Origin of the sequence: Aliiroseovarius sp. YM-037 (assembly GCF_048060095.1) — a bacterium.
GTDB lineage: Bacteria > Pseudomonadota > Alphaproteobacteria > Rhodobacterales > Rhodobacteraceae > JBLUOA01.
The window spans coordinates 23,295-49,246 of record NZ_JBLUOA010000003.1; the positions used below are offsets into that span (position 1 = coordinate 23,295).

Here is a 25,952-nt window from a genome sequence, read left to right on the forward strand (position 1 = left end):
GGTTATGGTAGCCGGAATCGGCTGTTTGGCGAGGAAAGAGTGCTTAGGATTTTAGCGACCAGCTGGCCACAGGGTCGGCGCGGTGGCGTAGCTGATGTAAAGCGGATGGCGCGGTGCGCGGTGTTTTGTCAGGCCAAGCGTGTGGAGCGGTTTGCCCGTTGCGCGCAGCAGCGCTTCGACTTCTGCCCCGCGATTCAGGTGTTCGCCATGTGCGCCCCAGCCGCAGATGATCCGGTCGGCCCAGTCGCAGCCTTCAAGTAGCGCCTCGTCATTCGCTGCGCCAATCGGCGCCTTGGCCTTTCGCAGCAGTTTCGGGCTCGTCTCGCGCCAAGCGAAAATGTTGGTGACGCGAAAGCCGCCAAAGCCAAGCGCCCGCGCCCGGCGCTCGCACCGTTCAACCGTCGGGTCGTTCTGAATTTCCGTGGCTTTCGAGGGGTTTAGCATGATGAACAGCACACGTTCCGCCGTATCGTCCCACACCCGCGTCAGCGCGTATCGGTAGCGTTCGCAGTCCGAATAGACGGCGGTGGAGGCGGCGTCGCCCTTCTGATGCATGCGGGTCATCATCGCGCGGTCTATCCCGGCAGGTTGAACACGCGGCTAGGGTGCAATTCGCCCGCCTTGTAAGTGCCCACGGCAACCGCCTGCCCGTCGAAGGACGCCCAAGCCTCGTCCCCATACTCAGCGTCCGAGGTCAGGACGAGTCCCGGATTGCCGTTGCGCAGTTTCGCGGCCCCGTCGGCGGTCGTGCGAAGTTCTGGCAGATCGGTTAGACCGGTTTCAAGCGGCAGCAGGTGGTCGTCGAGGTCGGGCGTTTTGGCAAGCGCTTCGACCTCGTCCATCGTGATCCCGTCTTCCGGTTCAAACGGACCCGACCAGATGCGCCGCAGATCGCGAACATGGCCGTAGCAGCCAAGCGCCTCGCCAAGATCACGGGCAATGGCGCGCACGTAACCGCCCTTGCCGCAGGTCATCTCAAGCGTCACATGGTCGGCGTCGGGTCGGTCGATCAGCAGCAGTTCCTCGACCCAGAGGGGGCGGGCGGCGATTTCAAACTCTTCATCATCGCGCGCGAGTTTATAGGCGCGTTCCCCGTCGATTTTGACGGCGGAGAATTTCGGCGGAATTTGCATGATGTCGCCGGTGAAGGCGGGCAGCGCATCGGTGATCTCCGCATCCGTCGGGCGGGTGTCGGACGTTGCGATCACTTCGCCTTCCGCATCGTCGGTGTTCGTCGCCTGACCCAGCCGTACGGTAAAGCGATAGGCCTTCAGCGCGTCGGTGATGTAAGGCACGGTCTTTGTCGCCTCACCCAGTGCAATCGCAAGCACACCCGTCGCATCGGGGTCGAGCGTTCCGGCGTGCCCCGCCTTTTTCGCATCGAACGCCCAGCGCACCTTGTTGACCACCGCATTTGAAGTGATCCCCGCCGGTTTATCGATCACCAGCCAGCCAGAAATATCGCGCCCTTTGCGCCTGCGTGCCATGTTGCGCTTCCTTGTCAGATCAGGCGGGCGTGCTAGCCCGGCAAATGGTATGCGTCAACGGGGGACGACGGTGCCGATGATCGGCCCAAGCGGAAAACCTGAGTCGGATCGATCCAGTTCCGGCACGAACAGCCGCGATACCTTACCGTCAAAATAAAGCGCGTTCGGATAGCCGAAGCGGTCGCGGAACAGCGTCGCAAAGTCGTGGAAATTCACCGCGCGGTTTGAAATCGCAAAAATCGCAGAGGTGCCATCGCGGCTAACGCCGACACCGTTGCGGATATTGCGGGAATCGGAATCGGGAATGAACTTCGGATGAAGCTCCCCATCCACCACAAGCATCGGGCCGGACTGCGTGGCAAAGCGGCAATCCGGGGTGTCGGCGCGGAAGGTGTTGGTTTCGATCACGGCAAAGCTGTCGTTGGTTGCGCAAAACACGCCATTCGGGACCAGCCCGAAATTGCCATAGCCACCGCCATCGACCAGCGGCGCGAATTCGCGGTATTCCTCGATATGAAGACCGACGGGTCGGCGATCCTGATGATACATCCCCGCATTCATCGCAAATCCGATGGTTTCATCATCGCCCAGCGCTGCGTCAACGGCGGCGAAACTGCCGTAAAGCTGGCCGTCCGCGTCCGAGTGCCAAAGGCGCAGGTCTTCGTCGGCCGTGACCTCGCAAACGGTGAAGGACGTGCCCTTATGGGTCAGGTCTTCGCAGTCGGCCATCGCCGGGGTCGCGGCGGCGATCAGAACCAAGGCGGCAAGGGCGCGGATCATGCGTTATCCTCGTCAGGTGTTTCGACATCGCGGCGGACCTTGTCTTCGGACAACAGCCGCCGGGTTTCGTCCATCCGGTCGAACGTCTCGTCGATAACATAGCGGATTTCGGGTGCGAATTTCAGGGTCAATTGCTTCGACACCGCGCGGCGCAGCTCATGCCGATTGCGCCGCAGCGCATCAAGCGCATCCTGCGCGCCATGCCCGCCGAGCGGCAGAACGAAAGCGGTTGCGACCTTGAGATCGGGAGAGGTCCGCACTTCGCCCACCGTGATCGACATGCGGTTGAGGTCAGGATCGTGGATATCGCCCCGGTTCAGCACGTCCGACAGGGTGCGGCGGATCAGCTCCCCCACCCGAAGTTGACGCTGCGAAGGGCCACGGGCCGACATATGTGTATTCTTTACCATGTCGCCCATCTAAGCCTTGTGCGGTTGCGGGGCAAGCGGGGCTTTGCAACAGGCCGCGCGACAGGCTATTGCCTGCTGAGAAAATGAAGGAGAGGACTCATGGCCGAAGAGCTTCCGGGAATCGTGGTGACAGGCGCATCGGGTCGCATGGGCCAGATGCTGATCGAAACGATCTGTGCCAGCAAAGGTGCGCGGTTGGTTGGCGCTGTCGAACGGGCGGGTCATGATTGGGTCGGGCAGGATGTCGGCACCGCAATGGGCGGCGCTGCGCTGGGCGTGACGGTCAGTGACGATCCGCTGGAAGAATTCGCGAAAGCCCACGCGGTGATCGATTTCACGTCACCCGAGGCGACGGTCAGCTTTGCCGAACTCACCGCGCAAGCCCGCGCCGTGCATGTGATCGGGACGACCGGGATGGAAGACTCTCATCTTGAGAAAATCCGGCTGGCCGCCCGGCATGCGGTGGTCGTGCGGGCCGGGAACATGAGCCTTGGGGTCAACCTGCTCGTGCAACTGACGAAAAAGGTCGCCGCGGCACTGGACGAGGATTTCGATATCGAGGTGATCGAGGCGCATCACCGCCACAAGGTCGATGCCCCCTCCGGCACGGCCCTTATGCTGGGCGAGGCAGCCGCCGAAGGACGGGGCGTCAAGCTGAGTGCGGCGCGGGACAGCGGGCGCGACGGCATTACCGGCGCACGCAAGCCCGGTGCGATTGGATTTTCCGCGATACGCGGTGGCGATATTGTCGGAGAACATGACGTGATGTTCGCGGCAGAGGGTGAGCGGATCATCCTGCGCCACATGGCCACGGACCGCGCGATTTTTGCGCGTGGGGCGTTGAAGGCCGCGTTGTGGGGCTTGGGTCAGAAGCCCGGCGAATATGATATGGTGGATGTGCTGGGCTTGTGAGCCGGCTGGCGGCAGACCTCAGAAATCGACCGCAAGCCCCTTCTTTTCCCAATCGCCGTAGCGCACAGGTTCTGGGCCGTCGCGTCCGCCAAGTTCCTTGGGCAAGGGCGGCTCTGCCTCGGCCTTCTTGCGACGCTCCTCGGCCTCGGCCAACGCCCGCTGGGCGGCGGCAGGAAGATCGGGGCGGTCTGGTTTGGTCATCGGACGCTCCTTGTCGCGGGTCTGGTGGTGATATAATGCCTCTGCGGCAGGAAAAACAAGCGGACGAAGGGTTTCAGAATGTCTCAGCAAGGGGTGGCGCCACGGCTGGCAGCAGCGCGGATGCTGGATTCCGTGCTGGAAGATGGCCGCCTGCTGGCAGAGCTTGAGGGCGACAAGGGGCCGCTCGCCCGGCTTGATCCGGCGGATGCGGCGCGGGCGCGGCGGCTTGCTGCGGAAACCCTGCGCTGGATGGACCGGATCGACCGCCTGCTGGGCCGCTACGTGCGAAAAATGCCGCCTGTCACCGTGATGAACGTCCTGCGCCTGTCGGTGCTGGAATTGTGCCACCACGGCGAAGCGGCGCATGGCGTCGTCAACGTCGCCGTCGGGCTGGTGCGGAAGGGCCGCCGGACCGGGCATCTGGGCGGCATGGTCAACGCGACCCTGCGCAAAGTGGCGGAGGAGGGGCCGGCGCTGTGGCCAACGCTTCCGGTGCCGCAACTGCCGAAGTGGATTCGCAAGCAGATGGTGGCGGATTATGGCAAGCCTGCTGTCACCGCGATGGAGGCCGCTCATGCCGCGGGTGCGCCGCTTGACCTGACGCCGAAGGATGGCGATGCGGCAACGCTTGCCGCTAAGGTTGCGGGCGTGGTACTGCCCTCCGGCTCAGTTCGAATGCAGGAGTTTGGCAAGGTGTCGGACCTGCCCGGATACGCCAGCGGCGATTGGTGGGTGCAGGACGCGGCGGCGGCGATCCCCGTGCAATTGTTGGAGTTGACCGAGGGCGAGCGCGTGCTTGACCTGTGCGCTGCGCCCGGTGGCAAGACGATGCAGATTGCGGCGAGCGGTGCGCATGTCACGGCGATTGACCTGTCCGAAAGCCGGATGGCGCGGGTGCGTGAAAACCTGACCCGGACGGGGCTAACCGCCGATGTGATCGTTGGCGATGTGCTGGAGCATTCTGCCGATCCTTATGACGCGATCCTGCTCGATGCGCCCTGCACCGCTACGGGCACGATCCGGCGGCACCCGGATTTGCCTTATGCCAAAGATGGTTCAGACTTCCCCGCGCTGTTTGCATTGCAGGAACGGATGATCGACCACGCGCTGTCGCTGTTGAAACCGGGCGGGCGGCTGGTGTTCTGCACCTGCAGCCTGCTGCCCGACGAAGGCGAAATCCAGGTCGAAGATGCGCTGAAACGCCACCCCGGCCTGACGGTCGACACCCCCGCGCTGCCATGGGTCGACGAAAGCTGGAAGTCACCCGAAGGTGGCCTTCGCCTAAGGCCCGATTACTGGGCCGATCAAGGTGGAATGGACGGGTTTTATATGGCGCGACTTCGCCCGTGAAAACAAACCGTCCGATTCGGCGGTGACAGGTCGCTTTGCCGCGCGTATGATGCTGAAAAACGTGTGCACAAAGTATGCACACAACGTGCACAACGCGTGCAGACGAGTGTTTGAGGGCGAGGCAGGCCGTGAACAGATCATTAACGTGGTCCGCGAAACTATCGCGGTTCCGAAACCGTTTAGAAGCGCGGCGCGCGGCCTTTGCGCGCCCGGCAGGTGGTTTCGTCTCGCAGCCCGAACCCCGCACCATCGGAACATTCGCCAGAGGGCGCCAGATTTGCGCCGGAAACTTCCTGTTCGCAGGCTACCTTGTCGAAGGCGGCAACCTGTCGATCTGGGACTTGCCGATGCCCGACAAAACGTTCGAGGAGGAGCTTCACGGCTTCACCTGGCTCGATGACCTTGCTGCCGTGGGTGACGGTCCGGCGCGGGAACGGGCACAGCGTTGGATGAACGAATGGGTTGAACGCTATGGCCGCGGCAAGGGGCCAGGCTGGACGCCCGACCTGACCGGGCGGCGGCTGATCCGCTGGATCAACCACGCGCTGTTTTTGCTGAACGGGCAGGAACGGTCGCGGTCCGAGGCCTATTTCCGATCCCTTGCGCAGCAGACCATATACCTCAGCCGGTGCTGGCGGTCGGCATCAAGCGGCCTGCCACGGTTTGAGGCGTTGACCGGGCTGATCTATGCCGGGCTGGCGCTGGAGGGCATGAACAAGCACGTAAAGCCCGCGACTGCCGCGCTCGCCCGCGATTGCGCGGCTGAGATTGATGCGGAGGGCGGCATCCCCACGCGCAACCCCGAAGAATTGCTTGAAGTGTTTACACTGCTGACATGGGCGGCGTCGGCGCTGGGTGAGGCGGGCAAGATGCCGGCGAAAGAGCATATGGCTGCGATCGAACGCATCGCGCCGACCTTGCGGGCGCTGCGCCACAGCGACGGGGCGCTGGCCCGGTTTCATGGCGGCGGGCGGGGGCTTGAAGGGCGGCTGGATCATGCGCTGGCGGCGTCGGGCGTTCGCGCCAAGGCAAGCGGCACCCTGTCGATGGGATACGCCCGGCTGTCGGCCGGGCGCACCAGCGTGATCGTTGATGCAAGTGCGCCGCCGAAGGGCCGCGCATCGTTCAATGGCCATGCCTCAACCTTCGCGTTTGAACTGACATCGGGGCGGCGGCCGCTTATCGTCAATTGCGGATCGGGCGTCAATTTCGGCACCGCTTGGCGTCGGGCGGGTCGGGCGACGCCGTCGCATTCGACGCTTGGGATCGACGGTTATTCCTCGGCCCGGTTGGGGGCGACGGTTCTGGTCGGCGGATGCGAGAGAGAGCTTTTGTCCGATCCACCCCGCGTTGCCTGGGCCAATCAGACCGTCGGCTTTTCCGGGGCGAGCCTTCAGGGTGGCCATAATGGATATGTCCGCACGCATGGCCTGACCCATGTGCGCAAGCTTGACCTGTCCGCAGATGGGCGCGCGTTGATGGGCGAAGATACCCTTGCGATTGCCGAGGATCGCGACAGTGCCCAATTCGACCGGATGATGGACCGCGTGCAGCTTCAGGGCATTGCTTACACCGTCCGCTTTCATCTGCATCCCGATGTTGACGCCGAAATCGACATGGGCGGGTCCGCCGTTTCGATGGCGCTGAAAAGCGGAGAGATCTGGGTGTTCCGCCATGACGGCGCGGGCGAATTGACGCTTGAGCCGTCGGTTTACCTTGAAAAAAACCGAATAAAGCCGCGTGCGACGAAACAAGTGGTTCTATCCGCCCGCGTCATGGAGTATGCGAGCCGCGTCAGCTGGTCCTTGGCCAAGGCGCAGGACACGCCCACCGCGTTGCGTGATCTGGTCGAGGATGAAGTGCTGATCCTTTGATCGTGTGCCACATGGGATGACCTGATGACCAACTCCGCCCCCGATACCGTCGCCGTTCGGCGTGCCCTGCTTTCCGTTTCCGACAAGACCGGATTGATCGAACTGGGGAAGGCGCTATCGGAACTGGGGGTCGAATTGTTGTCGACCGGCGGATCGGCCAAGGCGCTGCGCGACGCGGGGCTTGAGGTTGCCGATGTCGCCGATGTGACGGGCTTTCCCGAGATGATGGATGGGCGGGTCAAAACGCTGCACCCGAAGGTTCACGGCGGATTGCTGGCGCTGCGGAATGATCCGGGCCATGTCGCGGCGATGGAAGATCATGGGATCGGTGCGATCGACCTGCTGGTGGTGAACCTCTACCCGTTCGAAGAAACCGTCGCCAAGGGTGCGGATTACGCGACCTGTATCGAAAATATCGACGTTGGCGGCCCGGCGATGATCCGGGCGGCGGCAAAGAACCATGCCTTTGTGAATGTCGTGGTCGATGTCGAGGATTACGAGGCGCTGCTGGCCGAACTGGCGGAGAATGACGGGGCGACGACCTATGCCTTCCGGCAGCGGCTGGCGCAGATCGCCTATGCCCGCACCGGTGCCTATGACGCGGCGGTGTCGACATGGATGGCGGGCGCGCTGGGCGAGGCGACTCCGCGCCGCCGGGTCTTTGCCGGGACATTGGCGCAGGGTTTGCGCTATGGCGAAAACCCGCATCAGGCGGCGGCGTTCTACACCGATGGTTCGGCCCGCGCAGGGGTTGCGACGGCGGCCCAGCATCAGGGCAAGGAGCTGTCCTACAACAACATCAACGATACCGACGCGGCGTTTGAACTGGTGAGCGAGTTCGCCCCCGAAGACGGCCCCGCCTGCGCGATCATCAAACACGCGAACCCCTGCGGCGTGGCCTGCGGCACGACGTTGAAAGAGGCGTATTCGCGGGCGTTTGACTGCGACCGGACCAGCGCGTTTGGTGGGATTATCGCGCTGAACCAGCCGCTTGACGCGGAAACGGCGGAGGAGATCAGCGGCATCTTCACCGAGGTTGTCATCGCCCCCGGCGCGGATGACGCGGCGAAGGCGGTGTTTGCGAAGAAGAAGAACCTGCGCTTGCTGACGACGGATGGCCTTGCTGATCCGTCGGCTGTCGCGCTGGCCTACAAGCAGGTCGCGGGCGGGCTGCTGGTGCAGGACAAGGATAACGGACGCATCGCGCGGGACGATCTGAAGGTCGTGACGAAACGCGCGCCGAGCGATACCGAACTCTCCGACATGCTGTTCGCGTGGAGCGTGGCGAAGCACGTGAAATCAAACGCCATCGTCTATGTGAAGAACGGCGCGACGGTCGGTGTTGGGGCCGGACAGATGAGCCGGGTCGATTCCTGCCGCATCGCCGCGCGGAAGTCGCAGGATATGGCCGAGGCGTTGGGGCTGGATGCTCCGCTGACGCAAGGGTCTGTTGTGGCGTCGGACGCGTTCTTCCCGTTCGCCGATGGCCTGCTGACCGCGGCTGAGGCCGGGGCGACCGCGGTGATTCAACCGGGCGGGTCGATGCGCGATGACGAGGTTATCGCGGCGGCGGATGAGGCGGGGCTGGCGATGGTGCTGACCGGTATGCGCCATTTCAGGCATTAGGGGCGAACGGATGCGGCGGCTTTTCTGGACAGGCTTTTGGGTGTTTCTGGTCGATCAGGCCAGCAAGTATCTGGTCGTTCACGTCCTGAACCTGCGCATGTTGGGCGAAATCGACGTGCTGCCGCCGTTCCTGAACCTTCGCATGGCGTGGAACACGGGGATCAACTTCGGCATCCTCGACGTGTCGCGCTGGCTTTTGATTGCGCTTGCGGTCGTCATATCGGGTTGGGTGATCTACTGGGTCCGCAGCGATGGCGCGCAGCGACCGATCACCCAGATCGCCGGCGGCTTCCTTGTTGGCGGCGCAATTGGCAACGTGGCGGACCGATTGATTTACGGTGCCGTGGCTGATTTTCTGAATATGTCCTGTTGCGGGATCGAAAACCCTTACGCCTTCAATGTCGCGGATATTGCGATTTTCATTGGGGCGGTCGGGCTTATCCTGTTTACCGGCGAAAAGAAGACCCCGTGACGCGCACGAAATCATGCGCTAAAGACGGATAAGAAGGTGAGGGAGTGTTCGATGCAGAAAGCCTATCGCGGGATCGCAATCGCTTTGACGGCGGTTTTGGCGCTTTCAGCGTGTGGGCGCGACAAAGCCCCGGACCTCTTGAATATTCGCGCAAATACCGCCGGCCCGGACGAATTCGCGATTCTTCCCGGCAAGCCCCTGCAAGCACCAGAAACCTACGCGGAACTGCCCGCCCCAACACCGGGCGGCGGCAATCTGACCGATCCGACCCCGAACGCCGATGCGGTGGCCGCCCTTGGCGGACGCCCGAGCGCGTTGCAGCGGGATGGCGCGGTGCGCGCCGATCAGGCGTTCATCAACCATACGACACGGTTCGGCCTTGCGTCTGACATCCGTCAAACCCTCGCCACAGAAGATCTGGCCTTCCGGCGCAGGAACAACGGGCGCATATTGGAGCGGCTGTTCAACGTGAACGTCTATTTCCAAGCCTACGAGTCGCAATCGCTTGACCAGTATCGCGAACTTCAGCGCTTCCGCAGGCTGGGCGTGCGGACCTCTGCCGCGCCACCCGATCCGGAAATTTTCGAATAAGCGCTACTCACATCCTCGTATGAAGGGTTGCAGTCAAACTTTGCAGGGTTACCTTTTGCGCAACTGAACCGCGAAAGGATCGCCGATGCGCCGCCGACTCGGGCTGCTTGCTGCACTGTTCGTCACATTCGCCCTGCCCGCGCGGGCGGAGGTGGAGCCGACCACATTCACGCTTGAAAACGGGATGGAGGTTGTGGTTCTCGAAGACCACCGCGCGCCTGTTGTTGTCCACATGGTCTGGTATCGGATCGGCGCCGCGGATGAGCCGCCGGGAACATCCGGCATCGCGCATTTTCTGGAGCACTTGCTGTTCAAGGGCACCGATGACCTAGCGGCGGGCGAATTTTCCGAAATCGTGTCGGCCAATGGCGGGTCCGACAATGCCTTCACCAGTTGGGATTATACCGGGTATTTTCAGCGGGTTGCGGCGGATCGGCTGGACCTGATGATGACGATGGAAGCCGACCGGATGCGCGATCTACAAATCTCGGAAACCGACGTGCTGACCGAACGCGACGTGATCCTTGAGGAACGCAGCCAGCGCACCGACAGCGACCCCGGCGCCTTGTTCAGCGAACAACGCCGCGCGGCGCAGTATCTGAACCACCCCTACGGCATCCCCGTGATCGGCTGGCGGCACGAGATGGAGCAATTGTCGATGGAGGATGCGCTGTCCTTCTATCAAACCTTCTACGCCCCGAATAACGCCATCCTGATCGTTGCGGGCGATGTTGACCCGGCTGAGGTGCGGACGCTTGCCGAAAAGCACTACGGCCCGCTTGAACCGACGCTGGATCTGCCGGAACGATCCCGTCCGCAGGAGCCGCCGCAATTGTCCGAGCGGCGGTTGGTGCTGGAAGACGCGCGGATCGGGCAGCCTTATGTGATGCGGTCCTACCTTGCGCCTGAACGCGATAGCGGCGCGCAGGAAGAGGCGGCAGCGCTCGACATCCTCGCGGCGCTTCTGGGCGGTAGCCCGACGACATCTGTTCTGGCGAAAAAGCTGCAATTTGAAACGCAGGACGCGATCTTTACCTCGGCCTATTACAACGGGTTGTCGCTTGACGATACGACCTTCGGCCTGATCACCGTCCCCCGCGAAGGGGTCAGCCTTGAAGACGCCGAGGCCGCGCTTGACCAAGCGATTGCGGAGTTCATGGAGGAAGGCGTCGACCCGGATCAGCTTGAGCGGATCAAGATGCAGGCGCGGGCGTCGCGGATTTACGCGGATGATGACGTTGCGGCGATGGCCCGGCGTTACGGTCAGGCGTTGACCTCTGGTCTGACGCTGGAGGATATCGCGGCTTGGCCCGATCTGGTGCAGGCCGTAACGGCAGAGGACGTGATGGTCGCTGCCGAACGGATATTCAATCGCGACAACGCCGTGACGGGCTGGCTGAAAAAGCCAGAGAACGTGGCGGATGTGGAGGCATCGCAATGATCCGGTTTCTTGCAACCCTGACCCTTGGCTTGTTCATCGCGCTGCCGGCGAAGGCGGCGGTGGAGATCGAAGAAGTCACCTCGCCCGGCGGAATCACCGCATGGCTGGTCGAAGAACATTCGATCCCCTTCGCCGCCATCGAAATCCGTTTCAAGGGCGGCGGCAGCCTTGATGCAGAGGGCAAGCGCGGCGCGACCAACCTGATGATGGCGTTGCTGGAAGAAGGCACCGGCGACATGGACGCCCGCGATTTCGCCGCCGCCCGCGAAGCACTGGCCGCGAGTTATGAATTCGACACCTACGACGATTCAATCACCGTTTCGGCGCGGTTCCTGACCGAAAACCGGGATGAGTCCGTCGAATTGCTGCGCAAGGCGCTGATTGAGCCGTCCTTTACGCAAGACGCGATCGACCGTGTTCGCGCACAGGTTCTGGCCAATATCCGGTCGAACGCCCAAGACCCCCGGCGCATTGCGAACCGCGCGTTCGACGCGGCGGCCTTTGGCGATCATCCCTATGGCTCCCCCTTAAGCGGAACGCTTGAAAGCGTCGCGGCGCTGACCCGCGATGATGTTGTTGAGGCGAAAGCCCGCACGATGACGCGCGACCGCGTCTATGTCGGGGCCGTCGGTGACATCACGGCAGAGGAGCTTGGCACGCTGCTTGACGATCTACTGGGCGATCTGCCCGAGGAAGGCGCGCCCCTGCCGGACGACGTGGATTTCATCCCCGAGGGTGGCGTTCAGGTCGTGCCGTTCAACACACCGCAATCCGTTGCCGTGTTCGGGCACGAAGGAATCACGCGCGACGATCCCGATTTCTTTGCGGCGTTTGTTCTGAACCAGATTCTCGGCGCGGGCGGCTTTGCCTCGCGCCTGACCGAAGAGGTGCGGGAAAAACGCGGGCTGACCTATGGGATCAGCACCCACCTCGTGCCGTTGGATCACGCGGAGCTTTATATCGGGCAGGTCGCCTCGGCCAACGACCGCATTGCTGAGGCAATCGAGGTGGTCCGCGACGAATGGCGCCGCATGGCCGAAGAGGGCGTGACAGAACAGGAATTGCAGGACGCGATTACATACCTGACCGGTGCCTACCCCTTGCGGTTCGATGGCAACGGACCCATCGCGAATATCCTCGTCGGAATGCAGAAAGAGGGGCTGGGCATCGACTACATCACCACCCGCAACGACAAGATCGAAGCGGTCACGCAGGAAGACGTCGCCCGCCTTGCCAAACGCCTGCTGGACCCTGATGGATTATACTTCGTCGTGGTCGGTCAGCCGGAGGGACTGGAGAGCACAAACTAGTCGGTTTGTCGGTTCATCCCCCATAGTCGAATCGGGCCGCGACATGCTATCCCTAGTGGTATGCCTGGAGAAATGCCCAAAATAAGCGAAAATCGACCCGTTATTCGCCAACTTGACGACGCCGCGATCAACCGGATTGCGGCGGGCGAAGTGGTGGAGCGTCCGGCCAGCGCCGTGAAGGAGCTGGTGGAGAACGCGATTGACGCCGGGGCGGGCCGGATTGACGTCGCTTATGCCGATGGCGGCAAGACGCTGATCCGGGTTTCGGACGATGGCTGCGGGATCGACGGCGCGGACCTGCCGCTGGCCCTGTCGCGTCATGCGACGTCAAAGATCGACGGGTCGGACCTGCTGAACATCCACACCTTCGGCTTCCGGGGAGAGGCGCTGCCGTCGCTCGGCGCGGTCGGGCGGTTGACGATCACCTCGCGGGCGGATGGCGATGCGGCGACGATTTCCGTGACGGGCGGCAAGATGGGGCCGGTGCGCCCGGCGGCGATGGGGCGTGGCACTGTGGTGGAACTGCGCGATCTGTTCCACGCGACCCCGGCGCGGCTGAAATTCATGCGGACCGACCGGGCCGAGGCGCAGGCGATCACCGATATCGTCAAGCGCCTTGCGATGGCGGAACCGCGCATCGCGTTTACGCTTCGTGATGTTTCTGGCGGTGGTGAGGAACGCGTGACCTTCCGCGCCGACACCGAAACCGGCGATCTGTTTGACGCGCTGCACGGGCGGTTGCGCCGCGTGCTGGGGGCAGAATTCGCTGAGAACGCGCTAAGGCTCGATGCGGAGCGGGAAGGGTTGATGCTGACCGGTTACGCCGCGCTGCCGACCTATTCGCGGGGCTCTGCGGTCGCGCAATTCCTGTTCGTCAATGGCCGCCCGGTGCGGGACAAGCTGCTGATCGGGGCGCTGCGCGGGGCGTATTCGGATTTCCTCAGCCGGGACCGGCATCCGGCGGCAGCGCTGTTCCTGGAATGTGAACCGACGCAGGTTGACGTGAACGTCCACCCCGCGAAGTCCGAAGTGCGGTTCCGCGAACCCGGCATCGCGCGCGGGTTGATCGTGTCGACCATCCGCCACGCGCTGGCCGAGGCGGGGCACCGCGCGTCAACGACGGTCGCGGGCGCAACGCTCGGCGCGATGCGGGCGGAGCCGACAGAGGCGCGGGTCTACCAGATGGATCGGCCATCCTTCGGCGCACGGCAATCAAGCTATGCCGCACAGGCCCCGGCAGACGCGCCGGGCTTTGCCGAAGCCGCGATCCCCTCGGCCCGTGTTGAGGTTGCTGAGGAAGACACGCCGACCGACCTGCCGCTGGGCGCGGCGCGGGGGCAGGTGCACGAGAACTACATCATCGCACAGACCCGCGATGGTATGGTCATCGTCGATCAGCACGCGGCGCATGAACGGCTGGTCTATGAAAAGCTGAAACGGCAGATGGCGGAAAACGGCGTCGCGTCGCAAGCGCTGCTGATCCCCGAGATTGTGGAGCTGAGCGAAGGCGACTGCGCCGCGCTGCTTGAGCTTTCCGATGACCTGACCCGGCTTGGTCTGGTGTTTGAACCTTTCGGCGGCGGCGCGATTGCGGTGCGGGAAACCCCGGCGATCCTTGGCACCGTCAATGCCGAGGCGATGATCCGCGACATCCTTGACGAACTCGCCGATCTTGGCGACAGCCAGACGGTGCAGGCGCGGATCGAAGCGATCCTGTCGCGCGTCGCCTGTCATGGCTCGATCCGCTCTGGCCGACGGATGCGGGGCGAGGAAATGAACGCGCTGTTGCGCGAAATGGAGGCGACACCCCATTCCGGGCAATGCAACCACGGTCGACCCACTTATGTGGAACTGAAACTCAGCGATATTGAAAGGCTGTTTGGGCGGACATGATCGAAATTGCAGGCCAAACCTATGATCTGAGCGATCCGGTCGTTCTTTCTGTCCTGATTGGGGTGGGGGCGTTTCTGCTGGTGCTGATCCTGCTGATCGTGACCGTCAGGCGGGCTGGGCGGTCTGGAACAGCGGCGCAGGAACTGGCCGTGCAACTTGGGCGGCTTGGCCATGATGTGCAGACGCTGGGGCACCATCAGCAGCAGCTTTCCGGCAGTTTGCAGGCGGTATCTGACACCCAGGCCAACGCGCAGATGCAGATCATCCAGACGATGGAAGCGCGGCTCGCCACTGTCCAGCAACAGATGAGCGAACGGCTCCACGAAAACGCGATGAAATCGGCGCGCTCGCTGTCCGACATGCAGGACCGGATGAAGGAAACGCTGCACGGCTCCTCCAAACGCACCAGCGAATCCCTGACCCAACTGCAGGAAAGGCTCGCCACCATCGACAAGGCGCAGACGAATATCGAAAAGCTGTCGGGCGATGTGCTGGGCCTGCAGGATATCCTGTCGAACAAGCAGACCCGCGGCGCGTTTGGCGAGATTCAGTTGAACGACATCGTCGGCAAGGCGCTGCCCGCGGACAGCTACAGCCTGCAAGCGACCCTGTCGAACGGTCGGAGGGCAGATTGTCTGGTGCATCTGCCGAACCCGCCGGGGCCGATCGTGATCGACGCGAAATTCCCGCTGGAAGCCTACGAAACCCTCGTGAACGCCGACACCAAAGAAGCTGCGCAACGCGCACTCGGCGGGCTTAAAACGGCGGTCAGGGCGCATATCAAGGCGATCTCCGAACGCTACCTGATCGAAGGTGAAACCGCCGATGGCGCTTTGATGTTCCTGCCATCCGAAGCGGTCTATGCGGAGCTTCACGCGCGTCTGCCCGAAGTCGTCCGCGAAGGCTTTGCCGCGCGGGTCTGGATCGTGTCGCCGACGACCTGCATGGCGACCCTCAACACCATGCGCGCCGTGCTGAAGGATGCGCGGATGCGCGAACAGGCCGGCGCGATTCGGAAGGAGTTGGGGCTGCTGCACGCGGATGTCGAACGGCTCGGCACGCGCGTCGGTAACCTCGACCGGCATTTCAATCAAGCCGCGAAGGATGTTGAAGAAATCAAGATTTCCGCGGAAAAGGCCGGCAAGCGGGCGCATCGCCTTGATCAGTTCGACTTTGAGGAATTGGCCGAGGATGACGGCAAGGTCGTGCCGATCACGAGTTCTTAGCTATTCGGCCGCCAGCGGAATCTGGTTCCGCCCGATTGCAGCAATTTCGGCTGTGACCTGCCCGATCAGCTTACGCAGCGCCATGAAATTCCCGTTTGGGCGGATCGTCTTTTCGTTCATGTAAAGCGACCGATCAATCTCCACCTGAATCGCATGCTGCCCGCGTGAGGGCCGCCCGTAATTTTGCGTGATGAACGCGCCCGCGAACGGGGCGTTTCGCACGACGTTCAAGCCCGCGCTGACAAACGCGTCTTCGATCTGCGCCACGATATCGGCGTGGGCCGCGGCGCCGAACCGATCCCCCAGCACGACATCAGGCCGGGGCAGGCCGCGATGGCTGATCGCGTCGACGGCCTCATGCGGCATCGAATGGCAATCGACCAGAATCGCCTCGCCAAAGTCGCGTTTGCTCTCGTCCATCAGGTGTTGCAGCGTGCGGTGATAGGGATGCCAGATGTCGCGGATGCGGGCTTGGGCATCGGTCAGGGGCATCTTGCCGCGATAGATCGCGCGCCCGCTGGCGACGACACGGGGAATCACCCCAAGGCCCGAGGCGATGCGCGGGTTGTGCATCATCCGGCCCGCGCCTTCGATCAGGGCCGAGTCGAGTTCGTCCGAATTGCGGTTCAGATCAAGATAGGCCCGTGGGGCCAGTGCTTTCAGGAAGGGCGCGCCATGTTTCGGCGCATCTTCGAACAGCAGATCGACAAACGCGTCCTCGGACGTGCGGATGGATTGCTGGCACAAAACCGTCTGGCTAAGAAACGAATCTGAGTAGTCGCGCCCGCTATGCGGAGAGGCAAAAACCACGCTCGTCGTGCGTTTTTCCGGCAGCGAAACTATGTGATGCGCTTTTGGCATGTGTTGACCTCTCACAATATGTATTACGCGAAGTCGCAGCGTGCCAAAAGCCCTTGATCCCCCGTTCTGAACCTTTTATAGACCCAGCGACAGACGCGGTTCCGCCCGCGTCCCTTTTGTTTGGGGCAGGCGGCAAGGGACTGTTGACGGGCGATTAGCTCAGCGGTAGAGCACTTCGTTGACATCGAAGGGGTCACTGGTTCGATCCCAGTATCGCCCACCATCGCCCGCAAGGGCACGAATTTTAACCTGGCGCCCGCGCGCCGCGAAATGAGGAGAAGGCCATGAAGGTCAGGAACTCGCTCCGCTCGCTCAAGAGCCGGCATCGCGACTGCCGCGTTGTGCGTCGGAAAGGCCGTGTTTACGTAATCAACAAAACACAGCCCCGGTTCAAAGCCCGCCAAGGGTAAGAGCCGAGCGTATCGGAATGATGAAACGGCCGTCGGAGTGATCCGGCGGCTGTTTTTTGTTTTTTGGGAGGGTTAGCGGACGGAGCGGCCATCCAATTGGGTTGTGCCAAGGACTGTTCTCGGGAAAAGCAACGATGAATCGAAATGGTCAGACGGCGCCGCTTAGGAGGCCTTCGTTTCGAAAAATATTGTTGACCGAAGTCGCAGCGATTCCGAAAGATTTGAAAGTGTTTGCTGCGGTGAAGTCATCAAGTTCAAGATCACCAATAAAGACCTTGAAAACTCTCTTCTGACCGCCGAACAGACCCTTACCTCCGTTCTCGCAGGTGAACACAAAGTCTGACTGTATTTGCGGGCAGGTCAAAACGAAGATTCCGTCCTGCATCTTCGCGACAGCCTCCTGTGGAGAATCGGAAAACAACGGATGAAATCGAACAACTAGACCCTTTGCATATTGTTTTTTGACAAGAGAGAGTAGGAACTGAATATGCTGTTGTTCGAATGGCAGTAGGTTTGCGGATTTTAGTATCTCGTTCAATGAGCAGCGCTGCATCACTGTGCTCCTTTTAGGTGTTCTTCGCATCGCACAACGCGTTTTACCGCGCAAGGATCGATGGATTACCTGACGCAGAGTAATCAGACTGGTGGCAAGCCGACTGAACCAGATCAGCTTGCGGCCGGAGTGGCAATCTATAGGACAAATTTAGCTAAAAGCAGCAGTTGGCCGCGATCTTTAGTTCCAACGCGGCGCAAGCACTAACACCGCTTTCCATAGAGGAACATCAAAGCCCATATTTATCCACTATGCTGCTCAGTCAATCTGACCTCGAAGCAGCCCTTCGCTACCCCCCTTACCTTAAAATCGAATCCGCCAGCAGCCGCACGATCGCGTCTTGCGTCAGATACCCCGTCGGCTCCAGTTCGCGGGCGGTTTGGTAGCGGCGGATGGCGCGGCGGGTGTCGTCGTCGAAGGTGCCGTCGGCGGGGCCGGGTTTCAGGCCGAATCCGTCGAGCCGTTCTTCGATCAACCGTTTGGTGAGGGTGTTGAGGTTCAGCGCCGCTTCGCGGGCTTGGGCGGCGGCGATTTCTTCGGCGTTTTCATCGTCTTCGGTCAGCTCGGATAGCCGCGCGTTCGCGTCTTCGACAAAGGCACCTTGGGGGAACGCGGCGAGGTAGTCGCGATAGGCCGCTTCGGTGTCAGCGGTCGTTGCGGTGTCCCATGCGGCGCGGTCTTGGGCGGCTGCGGCTTCGCGTTTACCGGCTTCGATCACGTCCAGCCGTTCCTGCGCGACTTCGGCAAAGACGCCGTCGGGGTGGCGTTTGAGGTAGGCGCGCAGGCCGGCCTCATCCCCGCGTGATCCGGTTTCGGCCCAAAAGGCGCGGTCTGCGGCTTCTTGCTGGGCGCGGCGGGCTTCGGCTTCGGCCTCAAGCTCTGCGGCGCGGCGTTCGGCTTGGGCGTCAAGCTGGCTGATCTGGTCGCGGGTCAGGTAGCTGGTGGCGGCCATGCCATTGTCGCGCTGCCACGCCTTCACGGCATTGCGGCTGCCGGGGCCAAAGATACCGTCAATGCCCCGTGTGTTGTAATCAAGCAGCGACAAATCGCGCTGGATTTCGCGCCGGGCGTTTCGGTTGAGCGACAACGCCTCCTCCGCCAGGCGGTCGTCGCGGTTGGGTTCGGAGCGGATCGCGTCGATGCGGGATTTCGCCTCGGTCGCGTGGGTGCCGTTTGGGTAGCGGGACAGGTAGCCCTCGTAGGCGGCGGCGCTGTCGGTTTCGGTGGTGGCTTGCCAATAGGCTTCCTCCGCCGCGCTGAGCCCTTCGTCGGGGGCGGTGATCGACGGATCATCTGGTTTGTCGGCCACGAAAACGAAGTCCGCCGGCGCGAACCCCGAGACCGTCAGGTTGGCCTGGTTTGCCGCCGCAACGATCTGGCGGCCTTCCCGCGTGATCTGGTCTTCGACGAACGCCGCCGCGGACTGCGCTGTGCCGCGGATGACCGTCACGCCCTGCGGTGGGTGGATCACGCCAAGCCCGGTCGTCAGGAACGCGCCTGCCTCCTCTTCCGGTTCCGAATCCGTGCCGAGAACGAGAACTGCCTTGCCCGGATGGGTGGACAGCACGGACAGGATGGTGGAAAGCGCGATGGCCTGACGGGGCAGGTCGCGAAGGGATTGGGTTTCTTCCGCATCGACAGGCAGCAGCCATGTGTCCTGGCTGGAATGAACAAACCGCCCGCTGAGCGCGACGAGGATACGGTCCGCCCCCTCTGCTTCGGCCAGGAAATCGACAAGCGCCGCTTCGGTTTCCACGGTTGACGCGTCGGATTGCGCGATGGTCACGAACCCGAGATCGTCGAACGACTCCTCGGCGTCGGCCATGTCATCGCCGCGCCGGACGTCGGGCAGGGCCTCGTAATCCTCGTTTCCGATCAACAGGGCCAGATCGCTCGCCATGGCTCCGGTCGAAAGCAGAATACCAAGTGCGGTCGTTGTCAGCAGGTTTCTCACGGCAGTTCCTCCTCTACGGAAAACGCCGCGCGGCAAAGGTGGGTTCCCTAACCGTCGTACTGGCGCTGGTCGTCGATCACCTTACCATCATTCGGCAGGCTTCCGGGTTTCAGAATTTCGACTTTCGCCTTGAGTTTCAAGAGTTCTGCGACACTGGCCTCGAAATCGGCGCGATCGCCGCCCTCGGCTTCGATCTGAACGGTCATCACGTCCATCTCTCCCTCGCGGCTGGCGACGACGCGCGCCTTCTGCACCTCGCCGTGCTGGGCGACGAAATCGGCCACCTGTTCGGGGCGCACGAACATGCCCTTGATCTTGGTGGTCTGGTCGGCCCGGCCCATCCAGCCCTTGATCCGGGTATTGGTGCGCCCACACGGGCTTTGCCCCGGCATGACGGCCGACAGATCGCCGGTTGCAAACCGGATCAGCGGATAGTCGGGGTTCAGCGTGGTGACGACAACCTCGCCCACCTCGCCGGACTCGACAGGTTTTCCCGTTCCGGGCGTCACGATCTCGACGATGACGTGTTCGTCGATCACCATGCCGTCCTGCGCGGGGGTTTCGTAGGCGATGTTTCCGAGATCGGCGGTGGCGTAGTTCTGAAGACACATGATGCCGCGATCCGCGTATTCCTGCCGAAGGGAGGGGAACAGCGCCCCGCCGCCAACCGCCGCCTTGGTGATCTTCAGCGCCTCGCCCATCTGTTCGGCGCGGTCGAGGATCACCTTCAGATAGTCGGGTGTTCCGGCATAGGCGGTCGTTCCGATATCTGCCGCGGCCCGCACTTGCAGTTCCGTCTGCCCCGTTCCGGCAGGCACGACCGTCGCACCGACCGCCCGCGCGCCACTTTCAAAGATCATACCGGCGGGCGTCAGGTGATAGCCAAAGCAGTTTTGCACGATGTCGCCCGCACCGATCCCGCACGCGTGCAGAAACCGCCCGATGCGCCACCAGTCATGGCTGACATTGCCAGGCTCATAAATCGGGCCGGGGGATTGAAAGATATGTGCGAAATCCGAAGGCGCGCCGCCAGTGAAACCGCCAAAGGGCGGATGATCGGCCTGCGCGCTGACCAGCTCAGACTTTCGGATCACCGGCAGGGCCGCAAGCGCGTCGATACTGGTGATTGCCTTGGAATCAACGGCGTCTAGCAGTTTCGCCAGCCGGGGGGTCGCCTTGGCGCGTGCGATCTGATCCGGCAATGCCTTTGCATAGGTCGATTGCCGTTCATCGTCGCTGCGCGTTTCTAGTTCGTCATAGAATTGGCTCATAAACGCCCCCCTTGGCGGAGTCCGCGGACATGCGGCAAAACTTCGCAACATTGCAGCATACATTTGTATACATTTGATCGAATCGGATAAGATTAGCTAATCTTGCACCACCGTTGCGTGTGCCTGCCTTCTGTTTGAAAGGGCGACCGATATGACCAAGACGATCAACGATCGCATCACGTTCGACCATGATGCCGAGGTGATGGAGGTCGACTTTTCCGGGTTTCATTTCGACAGTTCGCACGACGTCAACGCGTTCTACGACCGACTGGAGGAACGGATTGCAGACACCGGCGAAACGCTTTGGTTTTTCCTCGTCAACCTGTCGGGTATGCGCATCGACCCGAGTGCGTGGGGCACTTATGCAAAGCGTGGCAAGGCGCTCAACATGGCGCATTCCCAAGGCTCCGTCCGTTTTGACGCGAGCGAGGAGACCCGCCGCCAAATCGAACGCGCCGCCCAGACCGAAGCGTTCGATCCGAACCTTTTTGCCGACCGCGACGGCGCGCTCGCGCGGATTGCAGTGCTTCCGTCGAAACGGACCCGCAAAATCCAGCACACGCTGAGCCTGTCCGCCGAAGAAATCGCCGCCCGCATCCACTTCTTGCCCGAGGCGGAGATTATGGATGTCGATTTTTCCAACGTCACCTTCGCCCATTCCGCTGACGTGAACGCGGTCTACGACGCGCTTGAGGCGCGGATCGCTGAAACCGGGCGCAAATGGTATTTCCTCGTCAATTACGAGAACTGCAAGATTTTTCCCGAGGCTTGGGTCGCCTTCGCCCAACGCGGCAAGGCGTTGAACATTGGTGGGGCGCTGGGGTCGGTCCGCTACGCGCCCGGTTCCGAAACCGAAGAAACGATCCGAATGCGCGCCGAAACGCAGGACTTCCGCCCCAATATCCGCAACACCCGCGAAGAGGCGTTGGCCCGAATTCAAGAGATGAAGAAAGAAACCGTCTGACATTTCGCCACGGCGCATCAGCTTAACCAGCGCTTGCGGCGGCGATAGGACCGCACGTCGCGGAACGATTTGCGCCCGTCATCCGACATGCCAAGGTAGAATTCCTTAACATCCGGGTTTTCGCGAAGCTCCGCCGCCGGGCCGTCCATAACGACCCGGCCAGATTCGAGGATATACCCGTAATGCGCAAACCGCAGCGCCACGTTGGTATTCTGTTCGGCTAGAAGGAAACTAACCCCTTCGTTTTCGTTCACGGATTTCACGATCTCGAAAATTTGTTCAACCAGTTGCGGCGCAAGGCCCATCGAAGGTTCATCCAGCAGGATGGTTTCGGGGCGGCTCATCAAGGCGCGACCGATTGCGCACATCTGCTGCTCACCACCGGACGTATAGCCCGCCTGCGACTTATAACGCTCTTTCAGACGCGGGAAGTACTCATAGACCATCTGAAGGTCCGCCTCGACCGCGCCCTTGCCGTCGCGCCGTGTATAGGCGCCGGTCAGCAGGTTCTCTTCAATGGTCAGGTGTTCAAAACAGTGGCGGCCTTCCATCACCTGAATAACGCCGCGCTTTACCAGCGCCGCCGGATTCAGATCCTGAACCCGGTCGCCGCGATAGGAGATGGTGCCCTTGGTGACTTCGCCACGTTCTGAATGCAGCAGGTTAGAAATCGCCTTGAGCGTGGTCGTCTTGCCCGCGCCATTGCCGCCGAGAAGCGCGGTGATCCCGCCCTTCGGAACCTTCAGGCTGACCCCCTTCAGCACGAGGATGACGTGATTGTAGATCACCTCAATATTGTTGACCTCAAGCAGGGTCTCTTTGGTCTCGGTGGCGTCCAGCATCTGACTTACCATTTTCCAAAAATATCCAAATTCCCCGGCCGCAACGGGCGCTGCGGCCGGGAAGGGGTGTTTAGCCTTCGCAGTCTTCGTTGACCGGCCATGGCGCGTTGGCGCTGGCGTATTCGGCGGCTGCAGCGGCCTCAAGCGGTGCGATTGCTTCGCTGTCGGGCATCAGCAGATCGCTGTCCTGCACGAACTTTTCGCCATCCCATTTCAGCATCCAGCCGCCGGAATGCCCGGTGTGGTTGGAGCATGAGGTAGAGAACGGCGGAACCATCCCCGTCATACCAAGCTCTGCCAGGCGTTCGTCGGTGACGTTCAGGTTCTCAAGACCCCAGCGAAGTTGTTCGGCGTCGATCATCGGCTCGCCGAAGTGATCCTGCGCGGTCTTGATGCCTTCAACGAGGATCATCGAGATGACGAGTCCACGCTGATAGAACACCCAGTTCAGCTCTTCTTCAGCGGCGAGGGAATCTCCGGCCTCAACCACATGGGTGCGGATATCAGCCATCACAGGCGCGTCCGGCACAGGGGCCGACCAGCTGATCGAACGGTAGCCAGCACCGTCGGCACCGACAGCCGCAAGGTCGGCGTCATGTCCGGCCCACCACACGCCAACGAACTGATCCATCGGATAGCGGGTCTTAACAGCTTCGGTAATCGCGCCGGCGTTCATCGCGCCCCAGCCCCACATCACGACATAGTCGGGACGTTCGCGGCGGATTTGCAGCCACTGCGCGGATTGGTTCTGCATTTCCTTCAGGCCAACCGGGATCGGCAGGAAGTCAAACCCGTGCTCGGACGACATCGCCTCAAAGAACGGGATCGGTTCCTTGCCGTAGGGGTGGTCCAGATGCAGGAAGGCGATTTTCTTGCCGGATAGGGTCGACAGGTCGTTGCCGCTAAGTTCGTTCAGGATCATCGACGCGCCGTCCCAGTAGGAAGACGGTGTGTTAAAGGCCCACTGGAACACCTTGCCGTCTGCCATCGGCGAAAAGCCGTAGCCGGGCGCAAGGATCGGGATCATATCGACATTGGTTTTCGGCAGAACCTGAAGGGTGATGCCGGTCGACCACGGCTGGGTCACGATCGCGTTGCCTTTGGTGGCCTCGTAACACTCGACCCCTTTTTCGGTCGAATAGCCGGTTTCGCATTCGTCAAAGTCGATCATGACGCCGCCGATGCCGCCGTCGCGGGCGTTCAACATGCTGACGTAGTCGCGCTGACCGTTCATCAGCGGAATACCGGTCGCCGCGAACGGCCCCGTCCGATAGCTGAGGTTGGGGACAAACAGCCCCTCGCCGTGGCTTTCTGCGACAACAGCGCTTGTGCCAGCAACCGCCAGCACCGCCGCTGCGGCCAGTTTGGTAAAGTGTTTCATGGTTCTCCTCCCATTGGTTTTCGTTTTTGGTCTTTCAGATGGCCGACCCCTAGTGCGGGAACGGCCAGATGATCAGTTTTTCACGGATCAGCGCCCAAAGCCGCGCCAACCCATGTGGTTCGATAATCAGGAAAAAGATGATAAGCGCGCCGATGGTCATCACGTTCAGATGGACCACGGTCGCGGATTCGATGTCGACGCCGAAAAACTCTGGCAGCGTGCGGATAATCACCGGCAGCGCGACGATCAGGATCGCGCCAAGGTAGTTGCCCATGATCGACCCCAGCCCGCCGATGATCGCGATGAACAGCACCTGGAAGCTGAGCGGTATGTCAAAAACGTTCGGCTCAGCCGCGCCCTTCCACATGAAGACGTAAAGCGCGCCAGCAACGCCGACCATGTAGGACGACACCGCGAATGCGGTCAGCTTGGATTTCAGCAGGTTGATCCCGATCAGTTCCGCCGCGATGTCCATGTCGCGCGTCGCCTTCCAGACACGCCCCTGCGTGCCGCGCGTCAGGTTGATCGCGAGAAGCGTCATCAGCGTGACGACAACCAGCACAAAATAGTATTGCGTGACAGACGACGCATTCGGCCCGGCAACCGGGCTTCCGAACATCTCAACCGTCGGTACCTGAATCGCGCCCGAGGCGTTGTAGTTGTAAAGCCACGCCCATTTTTCAAACAGCCAGACAAGGAAGAACTGCGCCGCGAGGGTCGCGATGGCCAGGTAGAAGCCCTTGATCCGCAGGCTCGGCAGCCCGAACATCACGCCGACAGCGGCGGAGAATGTTCCGGACAGCAGAACCGCGACCAGCAGATTCATATCGGGAAAGATGGTGACAAGCTTGTAGCAGGCATAGGCACCGACTCCCATGAAAGCGCCCGTGCCAAGGCTAAGCTGACCGGCATAGCCCGTCAGGATATTCAACCCCATCGCCGCCAGTGCGTAGACAAGCACCGGGATAAGCAACGTCTGGAACGTAAACTCGCTCGCGGTCAGGGGGAAGATCACCCAAGCGCAAAGCAGGATGACCCCAAGCAGGATCGCGTCTTGCCGGACCGGGAAAAGGGTCTGGTCCTTGACGTAGGATGTCTTGAATTGGCCTGCGGTTCTGTAAAGCATGCCTACACCCTCTCGATAATCTTCTCACCGAACAGCCCTTGCGGACGGAACAGCAGGACGATCAGGGCAAGCACGAATGCAAACCACGTTTCGGTGTTGCCGCCCATGAGGGGCTGGCCCCAGTAGATCTCAAACATCTTTTCAAGGACGCCGATCATCAGCCCGCCGATGATGGCCCCGGTGATCGATTCAAGCCCGCCGAGCATCAGCACGGGCAGCGCCTTGTAGGCGATGACCTCAAGCGCGAAGGACACGCCGGCGCGGGCACCCCAGACGATGCCCGTGGTCAGCGCGATGATACCGGCGATGAACCAGACGAGAATCCAGATGGTCTGCAGGCTGATCCCGACCGAAAGTGCGGCCTGGTGGTCATCGCCGAGCGCGCGGATCGCGCGGCCCATCCGAGTCTTGTTGAGGAACAGCAGCAGCAGAACCACCAGGACGACCGCGCCGACAACGGCGGTGATGTCCTTCTGTTCAAGCAGCAGCAGGCCGCCGAAAGGTTCGAAATCGAACGCGCCGGTCGGGATGCCAAGCTCCGTCGTTATCATCTGCTTGGTTTCGCCGCCGAAGATCAATTCCCCGAGGCCGATCAGGAACAGCGTGATGCCGATCGTCGCCATGAACAGGATGATGTCGGGCTGACCTACCAGCGGGCGCAGCACGACACGTTCGATCGACACAGCCAGCAGGAACATCACCCCGAGCGTCAGCGCGACCGATACCCATGCCGGGATGCCCATCGCGTGCAGGCCGACCAGCGTAAGGGCCGCGAACACGACCATGATGCCCTGCGCAAAGTTGAAAATGCGGGAGGAGCGGTAGATCAGAACGAACCCCAGCGCGATGAGAGCATAAAGCACGCCGGAGACCAGCCCCTCCCACAAGACTTGCATCAGGAAATCGGGTGCCGCGAACATGTCCGCGAACGGTGCGACGAAGACGTTGTGTAGAAAATCCATTCTTCAGTGTTCTCCCTTGCGGCACCGACATGCCGATGCTTTGGCGACGTTCATC

25 protein-coding genes and 1 tRNA gene are annotated in these 25,952 nt (G+C 61.8%); 13 read left to right on the forward strand and 13 right to left on the reverse strand.

Annotated features, from left to right (window positions below; translation table 11 throughout):
* Positions 1–51 precede the first annotated feature (51 nt).
* Genes ACEWPJ_RS13295 through rbfA form a run of 4 tightly spaced genes read right to left on the reverse strand, consistent with a single transcriptional unit; the run spans position 52 to position 2,677 of the window.
* On the reverse strand, positions 52–567 hold the full coding sequence (locus ACEWPJ_RS13295; protein WP_416513597.1) for a DUF1643 domain-containing protein: 516 nt from the start codon (positions 565–567) through the stop codon (positions 52–54).
* Positions 568–575: 8 nt separating this feature from the next.
* Positions 576–1,487 carry a tRNA pseudouridine(55) synthase TruB gene (gene truB / locus ACEWPJ_RS13300; RefSeq protein ID WP_416513598.1) on the reverse strand — a complete coding sequence of 304 codons (912 nt, stop codon included), beginning with the start codon at positions 1,485–1,487 and terminating at the stop codon, positions 576–578.
* Positions 1,488–1,541: 54 nt separating this feature from the next.
* Entirely contained in the window at positions 1,542–2,267 is a 726-nt protein-coding gene (locus ACEWPJ_RS13305) for a phosphodiester glycosidase family protein (RefSeq protein ID WP_416513599.1), read from the reverse strand.
* Positions 2,264–2,677 (reverse strand): 30S ribosome-binding factor RbfA, encoded by a 414-nt coding sequence (rbfA, locus tag ACEWPJ_RS13310; RefSeq protein WP_416513600.1) that lies wholly within the window; start codon positions 2,675–2,677, stop codon positions 2,264–2,266. The genes ACEWPJ_RS13305 and rbfA overlap by 4 nt, the downstream gene beginning before the upstream one ends.
* Positions 2,678–2,776: 99 nt before the next feature.
* Between rbfA and dapB the strand changes: the two genes are divergently transcribed.
* On the forward strand, positions 2,777–3,589 hold the full coding sequence (dapB, locus tag ACEWPJ_RS13315; protein WP_416513601.1) for a 4-hydroxy-tetrahydrodipicolinate reductase: 813 nt from the start codon (positions 2,777–2,779) through the stop codon (positions 3,587–3,589).
* 18 nt (positions 3,590–3,607) lie between these two features.
* Here the strand turns inward: dapB and ACEWPJ_RS13320 are convergent, their stop codons facing one another.
* Positions 3,608–3,790 (reverse strand): DUF1674 domain-containing protein, encoded by a 183-nt coding sequence (locus ACEWPJ_RS13320; protein ID WP_416513602.1) that lies wholly within the window; start codon positions 3,788–3,790, stop codon positions 3,608–3,610.
* 78 nt (positions 3,791–3,868) lie between these two features.
* Here ACEWPJ_RS13320 and ACEWPJ_RS13325 point away from each other — a divergent pair, with 78 nt between their 5' ends.
* The 9 genes from ACEWPJ_RS13325 (at position 3,869) to ACEWPJ_RS13365 (ending at position 15,573) form a co-directional block, all read left to right on the forward strand.
* Positions 3,869–5,140: an RsmB/NOP family class I SAM-dependent RNA methyltransferase gene (locus ACEWPJ_RS13325; RefSeq protein ID WP_416513603.1), complete on the forward strand. Its 1,272-nt coding sequence runs from the start codon at positions 3,869–3,871 to the stop codon at positions 5,138–5,140.
* 128 nt (positions 5,141–5,268) lie between these two features.
* Positions 5,269–7,014: a heparinase II/III family protein gene (locus ACEWPJ_RS13330; RefSeq protein WP_416513604.1), complete on the forward strand. Its 1,746-nt coding sequence runs from the start codon at positions 5,269–5,271 to the stop codon at positions 7,012–7,014.
* A gap of 24 nt (positions 7,015–7,038) precedes the next feature.
* Positions 7,039–8,640 carry a bifunctional phosphoribosylaminoimidazolecarboxamide formyltransferase/IMP cyclohydrolase gene (purH, locus tag ACEWPJ_RS13335; RefSeq protein ID WP_416513605.1) on the forward strand — a complete coding sequence of 534 codons (1,602 nt, stop codon included), beginning with the start codon at positions 7,039–7,041 and terminating at the stop codon, positions 8,638–8,640.
* Between the two features lie 10 nt (positions 8,641–8,650).
* The gene (gene lspA / locus ACEWPJ_RS13340; RefSeq protein ID WP_416513606.1) at positions 8,651–9,112 is read left to right on the forward strand and encodes a signal peptidase II; all 462 of its coding nucleotides are present in this window, start codon (positions 8,651–8,653) and stop codon (positions 9,110–9,112) included.
* Between the two features lie 51 nt (positions 9,113–9,163).
* Positions 9,164–9,703, forward strand: a complete 540-nt coding sequence (locus tag ACEWPJ_RS13345) for a DUF3035 domain-containing protein (RefSeq protein ID WP_416513607.1) — start codon at positions 9,164–9,166, stop codon at positions 9,701–9,703.
* A gap of 85 nt (positions 9,704–9,788) precedes the next feature.
* Complete coding sequence (locus tag ACEWPJ_RS13350; protein WP_416513608.1) at positions 9,789–11,144, forward strand: M16 family metallopeptidase; 1,356 nt, start codon at positions 9,789–9,791, stop codon at positions 11,142–11,144.
* A complete protein-coding gene (locus tag ACEWPJ_RS13355; RefSeq protein ID WP_416513609.1) occupies positions 11,141–12,454 on the forward strand; it encodes a M16 family metallopeptidase in 1,314 nt (437 codons plus the stop codon). The genes ACEWPJ_RS13350 and ACEWPJ_RS13355 overlap by 4 nt, the downstream gene beginning before the upstream one ends.
* A gap of 60 nt (positions 12,455–12,514) precedes the next feature.
* Positions 12,515–14,347, forward strand: a complete 1,833-nt coding sequence (gene mutL, locus ACEWPJ_RS13360; protein ID WP_416513610.1) for a DNA mismatch repair endonuclease MutL — start codon at positions 12,515–12,517, stop codon at positions 14,345–14,347.
* Positions 14,344–15,573, forward strand: a complete 1,230-nt coding sequence (locus ACEWPJ_RS13365; protein WP_416513611.1) for a DNA recombination protein RmuC — start codon at positions 14,344–14,346, stop codon at positions 15,571–15,573. The genes mutL and ACEWPJ_RS13365 overlap by 4 nt, the downstream gene beginning before the upstream one ends.
* Here ACEWPJ_RS13365 and ACEWPJ_RS13370 read toward each other — a convergent pair whose 3' ends face one another.
* Positions 15,574–16,434: an N-formylglutamate amidohydrolase gene (locus ACEWPJ_RS13370; RefSeq protein WP_416513612.1), complete on the reverse strand. Its 861-nt coding sequence runs from the start codon at positions 16,432–16,434 to the stop codon at positions 15,574–15,576. It lies immediately after the preceding gene.
* A 148-nt stretch (positions 16,435–16,582) separates the two neighbouring features.
* Between ACEWPJ_RS13370 and ACEWPJ_RS13375 the strand changes: the two genes are divergently transcribed.
* Positions 16,583–16,657: transfer RNA gene (locus tag ACEWPJ_RS13375), tRNA-Val, on the forward strand.
* A gap of 61 nt (positions 16,658–16,718) precedes the next feature.
* A complete protein-coding gene (gene ykgO, locus ACEWPJ_RS13380) occupies positions 16,719–16,844 on the forward strand; it encodes a type B 50S ribosomal protein L36 (protein ID WP_258289138.1) in 126 nt (41 codons plus the stop codon).
* A 148-nt stretch (positions 16,845–16,992) separates the two neighbouring features.
* Here ykgO and ACEWPJ_RS13385 read toward each other — a convergent pair whose 3' ends face one another.
* The 3 genes from ACEWPJ_RS13385 to ACEWPJ_RS13395 form a co-directional block, all read right to left on the reverse strand.
* Entirely contained in the window at positions 16,993–17,397 is a 405-nt protein-coding gene (locus tag ACEWPJ_RS13385; RefSeq protein WP_416513613.1) for a hypothetical protein, read from the reverse strand.
* Between the two features lie 298 nt (positions 17,398–17,695).
* Positions 17,696–19,351, reverse strand: coding sequence for a peptidoglycan-binding protein (locus ACEWPJ_RS13390; protein ID WP_416513614.1), 1,656 nt, complete (start codon positions 19,349–19,351; stop codon positions 17,696–17,698).
* 47 nt (positions 19,352–19,398) lie between these two features.
* Entirely contained in the window at positions 19,399–20,622 is a 1,224-nt protein-coding gene (locus ACEWPJ_RS13395; RefSeq protein WP_416513615.1) for a phenylacetate--CoA ligase family protein, read from the reverse strand.
* A gap of 151 nt (positions 20,623–20,773) precedes the next feature.
* On the opposite strand from ACEWPJ_RS13395, the gene ACEWPJ_RS13400 reads away from it, so the two are divergent.
* A complete protein-coding gene (locus tag ACEWPJ_RS13400; protein ID WP_416513616.1) occupies positions 20,774–21,586 on the forward strand; it encodes a hypothetical protein in 813 nt (270 codons plus the stop codon).
* 17 nt (positions 21,587–21,603) lie between these two features.
* Here the strand turns inward: ACEWPJ_RS13400 and ACEWPJ_RS13405 are convergent, their stop codons facing one another.
* The 4 genes from ACEWPJ_RS13405 to ACEWPJ_RS13420 form a co-directional block, all read right to left on the reverse strand.
* Positions 21,604–22,428, reverse strand: a complete 825-nt coding sequence (locus ACEWPJ_RS13405; RefSeq protein ID WP_416513617.1) for an ABC transporter ATP-binding protein — start codon at positions 22,426–22,428, stop codon at positions 21,604–21,606.
* A 70-nt stretch (positions 22,429–22,498) separates the two neighbouring features.
* The gene (locus ACEWPJ_RS13410; protein WP_416513618.1) at positions 22,499–23,809 is read right to left on the reverse strand and encodes an ABC transporter substrate-binding protein; all 1,311 of its coding nucleotides are present in this window, start codon (positions 23,807–23,809) and stop codon (positions 22,499–22,501) included.
* A 49-nt stretch (positions 23,810–23,858) separates the two neighbouring features.
* Positions 23,859–24,935 carry a branched-chain amino acid ABC transporter permease gene (locus ACEWPJ_RS13415; RefSeq protein WP_416513619.1) on the reverse strand — a complete coding sequence of 359 codons (1,077 nt, stop codon included), beginning with the start codon at positions 24,933–24,935 and terminating at the stop codon, positions 23,859–23,861.
* Positions 24,936–24,937: 2 nt separating this feature from the next.
* Entirely contained in the window at positions 24,938–25,897 is a 960-nt protein-coding gene (locus ACEWPJ_RS13420; protein ID WP_416513620.1) for a branched-chain amino acid ABC transporter permease, read from the reverse strand.
* Between the last annotated feature and the right edge of the window lie 55 nt (positions 25,898–25,952).

Excerpts from the sequence above, each read along its gene's own strand:
- ACEWPJ_RS13405 (WP_416513617.1), bottom strand. The coding sequence starts at position 22,428 with ATGCTGGACGCCACCGAGACCAAAGAGACCCTGCTTGAGGTCAACAAT.
- ykgO (WP_258289138.1), top strand. The coding sequence starts at position 16,719 with ATGAAGGTCAGGAACTCGCTCCGCTCGCTCAAGAGCCGGCATCGCGAC.
- ACEWPJ_RS13395 (WP_416513615.1), bottom strand. The coding sequence starts at position 20,622 with ATGAGCCAATTCTATGACGAACTAGAAACGCGCAGCGACGATGAACGG.
- ACEWPJ_RS13325 (WP_416513603.1), top strand. The coding sequence starts at position 3,869 with ATGTCTCAGCAAGGGGTGGCGCCACGGCTGGCAGCAGCGCGGATGCTG.
- dapB (WP_416513601.1), top strand. The coding sequence starts at position 2,777 with ATGGCCGAAGAGCTTCCGGGAATCGTGGTGACAGGCGCATCGGGTCGC.
- ACEWPJ_RS13410 (WP_416513618.1), bottom strand. The coding sequence starts at position 23,809 with ATGAAACACTTTACCAAACTGGCCGCAGCGGCGGTGCTGGCGGTTGCT.
- mutL (WP_416513610.1), top strand. The coding sequence starts at position 12,515 with ATGCCTGGAGAAATGCCCAAAATAAGCGAAAATCGACCCGTTATTCGC.
- ACEWPJ_RS13370 (WP_416513612.1), bottom strand. The coding sequence starts at position 16,434 with ATGCCAAAAGCGCATCACATAGTTTCGCTGCCGGAAAAACGCACGACG.
- ACEWPJ_RS13355 (WP_416513609.1), top strand. The coding sequence starts at position 11,141 with ATGATCCGGTTTCTTGCAACCCTGACCCTTGGCTTGTTCATCGCGCTG.
- ACEWPJ_RS13415 (WP_416513619.1), bottom strand. The coding sequence starts at position 24,935 with ATGCTTTACAGAACCGCAGGCCAATTCAAGACATCCTACGTCAAGGAC.
- rbfA (WP_416513600.1), bottom strand. The coding sequence starts at position 2,677 with ATGGTAAAGAATACACATATGTCGGCCCGTGGCCCTTCGCAGCGTCAA.
- ACEWPJ_RS13295 (WP_416513597.1), bottom strand. The coding sequence starts at position 567 with ATGATGACCCGCATGCATCAGAAGGGCGACGCCGCCTCCACCGCCGTC.
- ACEWPJ_RS13385 (WP_416513613.1), bottom strand. The coding sequence starts at position 17,397 with ATGCAGCGCTGCTCATTGAACGAGATACTAAAATCCGCAAACCTACTG.
- ACEWPJ_RS13420 (WP_416513620.1), bottom strand. The coding sequence starts at position 25,897 with ATGGATTTTCTACACAACGTCTTCGTCGCACCGTTCGCGGACATGTTC.
- lspA (WP_416513606.1), top strand. The coding sequence starts at position 8,651 with ATGCGGCGGCTTTTCTGGACAGGCTTTTGGGTGTTTCTGGTCGATCAG.
- ACEWPJ_RS13305 (WP_416513599.1), bottom strand. The coding sequence starts at position 2,267 with ATGATCCGCGCCCTTGCCGCCTTGGTTCTGATCGCCGCCGCGACCCCG.
- ACEWPJ_RS13345 (WP_416513607.1), top strand. The coding sequence starts at position 9,164 with ATGCAGAAAGCCTATCGCGGGATCGCAATCGCTTTGACGGCGGTTTTG.
- ACEWPJ_RS13365 (WP_416513611.1), top strand. The coding sequence starts at position 14,344 with ATGATCGAAATTGCAGGCCAAACCTATGATCTGAGCGATCCGGTCGTT.
- truB (WP_416513598.1), bottom strand. The coding sequence starts at position 1,487 with ATGGCACGCAGGCGCAAAGGGCGCGATATTTCTGGCTGGCTGGTGATC.
- ACEWPJ_RS13320 (WP_416513602.1), bottom strand. The coding sequence starts at position 3,790 with ATGACCAAACCAGACCGCCCCGATCTTCCTGCCGCCGCCCAGCGGGCG.
- purH (WP_416513605.1), top strand. The coding sequence starts at position 7,039 with ATGACCAACTCCGCCCCCGATACCGTCGCCGTTCGGCGTGCCCTGCTT.
- ACEWPJ_RS13400 (WP_416513616.1), top strand. The coding sequence starts at position 20,774 with ATGACCAAGACGATCAACGATCGCATCACGTTCGACCATGATGCCGAG.
- ACEWPJ_RS13350 (WP_416513608.1), top strand. The coding sequence starts at position 9,789 with ATGCGCCGCCGACTCGGGCTGCTTGCTGCACTGTTCGTCACATTCGCC.